The sequence below is a fragment of the Pseudonocardia pini genome (assembly GCF_013870575.1).
Classification (GTDB): domain Bacteria; phylum Actinomycetota; class Actinomycetes; order Mycobacteriales; family Pseudonocardiaceae; genus Pseudonocardia; species Pseudonocardia pini.
The window spans coordinates 1-3,458 of sequence record NZ_JACBXB010000610.1 but is presented as its reverse complement, the minus strand read 5'-3'; the positions used below and the strand labels follow the sequence as shown (position 1 = coordinate 3,458).

The 3,458-nt window shown below is 74.7% G+C and carries 4 protein-coding genes; all 4 read right to left on the bottom strand.

The features are described from left to right. Positions 1–713, bottom strand: a 713-nt coding sequence (locus H5J29_RS25725) for a hypothetical protein (protein ID WP_181783601.1), incomplete at its 3' end; no start/stop codon positions are given. Positions 714–725: 12 nt separating this feature from the next. After that, positions 726–2,210 (bottom strand): GTPase HflX, encoded by a 1,485-nt coding sequence (hflX, locus tag H5J29_RS25720; protein WP_181783600.1) that lies wholly within the window; start codon positions 2,208–2,210, stop codon positions 726–728. Further along, on the bottom strand, positions 2,207–3,064 hold the full coding sequence (gene dapF, locus H5J29_RS25715) for a diaminopimelate epimerase (RefSeq protein WP_181783599.1): 858 nt from the start codon (positions 3,062–3,064) through the stop codon (positions 2,207–2,209). The genes hflX and dapF overlap by 4 nt, the downstream gene beginning before the upstream one ends. Further along, positions 3,061–3,458 (bottom strand): tRNA (adenosine(37)-N6)-dimethylallyltransferase (locus H5J29_RS25710; RefSeq protein WP_281376109.1); only part of this gene is annotated, 398 nt, incomplete at its 5' end. The genes H5J29_RS25710 and dapF, both read right to left, overlap by 4 nt.

Genomic DNA, 3,458 nt, shown 5'->3' with positions numbered 1-3,458 from the left:
GCGGCCACGACGTCGCCGGAGGGCGGGACCCGGTAGAGCCAGGCGTCGGTGTACGTCCGCAGGGCGACGACGGTGCCGTCGGCGCTGGTCGCGCCCCCGGTCACGGTGAAGGAGCCGAGGCCACCGATCGGGCCGCCCTGGGTCTCCGACCGCGCGAACCCCACGGACCCGGCGCGCATCAGGACCGTCGGACCGGGCTCGGTGAGGGGCCCCGTGGGCCGGTAGACGCCCGCGACCCCGGACACCTCCTTGGTGACGACGACGGGCACGCCGTCCGCCCCGACCAGGACGGCCTCGGCGTCGTGCGGGCCGTCGGGATAGGTCAGCCGGTGCAGGCGGGGGTCGCCGCGCGGCGGCAGCACGAGCAGCGCCACGGTGTCCCGGCGCCGGTTGTTGTCGCCGGTGTCCGCGACCCAGAACGTGCCGTCGGGGGTGACGGCGAGGTCCTCGGCGTCGAACGGGTCCAGGTCGGCGGTGCGGGTCTCGACGATCGCGCAGTCCGCCGGGTCGAGCCGGTGCACCGAGACGCGCCTGCCGCCGTCGGCCATGGCCCAGATCTCGCCCGCGCGGACGGCGAGGCCGGAGAGCTCGGCCAACCGGGGTTCGGAGACGGTGCAGAGGTCCTCCGGCACCACGGGGGCCGCGGCGGCCGGGACTCCCACGAGCCCCAGCCCGACCACGGCCAGCGCGACACCGAGCCGCAGCACCCTCATCGTTCGGGCTGCTCAGCCCACCGCACTCTGCGCGGTACGGGGCTTCACGGCGGGCTCCGGCTCCGAGCCCGCCACCACGAACGGCACCGCGACGACCGCGAGCTCCGGGCCCACCCGGACGTGGAGCCGCGTCCCTTCGGGCACGTGCTCGGAGGAGAGCACCTCGCCCTCCGAGTGCAGCCGGGCGACCAGGCCGCCCTCGGTGTACGGGACGAGCAGCTCCAGGTCGACCTCCGGCCGCGGGAGCCTTTCGGCGATGACCGAACGCAGCTTCGCGATGCCGTCGCCGCGGTGGGCCGACACGAACACCGCCTCGGGCAGCAGGTGCCGCAGCCGGGCCAGCGCGAGATCGCCCGCCGCGTCCGTCTTGTTGACCACGAGCAGCTCGGGCGGCATGGTCCCGCCCTGCTCCTCGCCGATCTCGACCAGCACCTTGCGCACCGCCGCGATCTGGTCCTCGGGCAGCGGGTCCGACGCGTCGACCACGTGGACCAGCAGGTCCGCCTGGCCCGCCTCCTCCAGCGTCGACCGGAACGCCTCGACGAGCTGGTGCGGCAGGTGCCGCACGAACCCGACGGTGTCGGTCAGCGTGTAGGCCCGCCCGTCGGGCGTCTCCGCCTTGCGGGTGGTGGGGTCCAGGGTGGCGAACAAGGCGTCGTGCACCATGACACCGGCCCCGGTCAGGGCGTTGAGCAGCGAGGACTTGCCCGCGTTCGTGTAGCCGACGATCGCGACGCTGGGTACCTCGTGCCGCCGCCGGTTGCCGCGCTGGGTGTCCCGCACCTTGCTCATCGCGCTGATCTCGCGGCGCAGCTTGGACATGCGGTGCCGGATCCGGCGCCGGTCCAGCTCGATCTTCGTCTCACCGGGGCCACGGCCACCGATGCCGACACCGCCGGCGGCCCGACCACCGACCTGCCGGGACAGCGCCTCACCCCAGCCGCGCAGCCGCGGGAGGAGGTACGACAGCTGGGCCAGCTCGACCTGCGCCTTGCCGTCCCGCGAGCGGGCGTGCTGGGCGAAGATGTCCAGGATCAGGGCGGTCCGGTCGATCACCTTGACCTTGAGCCGCTCCTCCAGCTGACGCAGCTGGCCGGGCGAGAGCTCGCCGTCGCAGATCACGGTGTCCGCGCCCGCGGACTCGACCGCGTGGTGCAGCTCGTCCACCTTGCCGGAACCGATGAAGGTCGCCGGGTCCGGCTTCTGGCGCCGTTGGACCAGGCCGTCCATCACCTGGGAGCCCGCGGTCTCGGCGAGCCGGGCGAGCTCGACCATCGACTGGTTGGCCTGCTCGGACGTGCCCTCGGTCCAGACCCCGACCAGCACGACCCGTTCGAGCCGCAGCTGCCGGTACTCGACCTCGGTGACGTCCGCGAGCTCGGTGGAGAGTCCGGCGACCCTCCGGAGCGAGGACCGTTCCTCCAGCTCCATCTCGCCCACCGAGGGATCGTGGCGGGCGGGGTCACGGGGGTCGTACGTCAGGGGGGTCTCAGTCATCGTGCTCCCGAGTGTCCCACGGAACGGGCGGCTTGTCCGAGGGATTCCCACCAGCCCCGGTCGAGCTCGCCGTGCGCGACCAGCACCGCGGGACCGTGCAGGACCGTGGACGCCCCGCCCTCGCGGATCGTGACCTCGAGCCGTCCGCCCGGCGTGTCGACGGGCAGCCGCCCCTCGGTGCGCCCGGCCGACCGCAGCGAGGCCAGGACCGCCGCGACCGTGCCGGTGCCGCAGGACCGGGTCTCCCCCACCCCGCGCTCGTGCACGCGCATCGCGACCGGCGCGTCCCCCTCGGCCGGGGCGACGAACTCGACGTTCGCCCCCTGGGGGAACAACGCCTCGTCCCGCTCCGGGCGCTCGGTGAGGTCCAGCCCGGCGATGTCCGCCGTGGTCACGCAGGCCAGGTGCGGGTTCCCGACGTCCACCGCGATCCCCGGGAACTCGCGGCCGCCGAGCCGCGCCACGGACTCCGCACCGAGCACCGCGGGCCCCATCTCGACCGAGACCCGGTCCCCCTCGAACGTGACGCCCTTCGCGCCCGCCCGCGTGCCGACCTCGCCGCCGAGCCAGCCGCCGAGCTGCAGGTACCGGGCGAACACGCGCACGCCGTTGCCGCACATCTCGGCGATCGACCCGTCCGCGTTGCGGTAGTCCATGAACCACTCGGGCCCCTCGCGGCCCAGCGCCGCCGAACGGACCACGCGCAGCACCCCGTCCGCCCCGAGCCCACGCCGCCGGTCGCACAGCGCGGCGACCCGCTCCGCCGTCAGGTCCAGGGCGGCCTCGGGGTCCGGCAGCACGACGAAGTCGTTCTCCGTGCCGTGGCCCTTCGCGAAGGGGATGCCGTCACTCACGAGACCAGCCTACGAGCCGCCGCCGACAGTTCCGGGTCGGCGCCGTCGAGCCAGTGGATGCGGGGGTCGCGGCGGAACCACGAACGCTGGCGCCGGACGAACCGGCGGGTGGCGCGGACGGTCTCCTCGGCGGCCGTCGCCAGGTCGTACTCGCCGTCGAGAGCGGCGACGACCTGCTGGTAGCCGAGGGCCCGCGCGGCGGTCCGCCCCTCCCGCAGGCCCTGCTCCAGCAGTCCGCGGGTCTCCTCGACCAGGCCCTGCCCGAACATCAGGTCGACGCGGCAGGCCACCCGGTCGTCGAGCTCGGCGGTGTCGCGGTCCACGCCGAGGAGCACGGCGTCGTAGCGCGGGGTGCGCTGCCCGGGCAGGGTCGCGCGGAAGGGCCTGCCGGTCA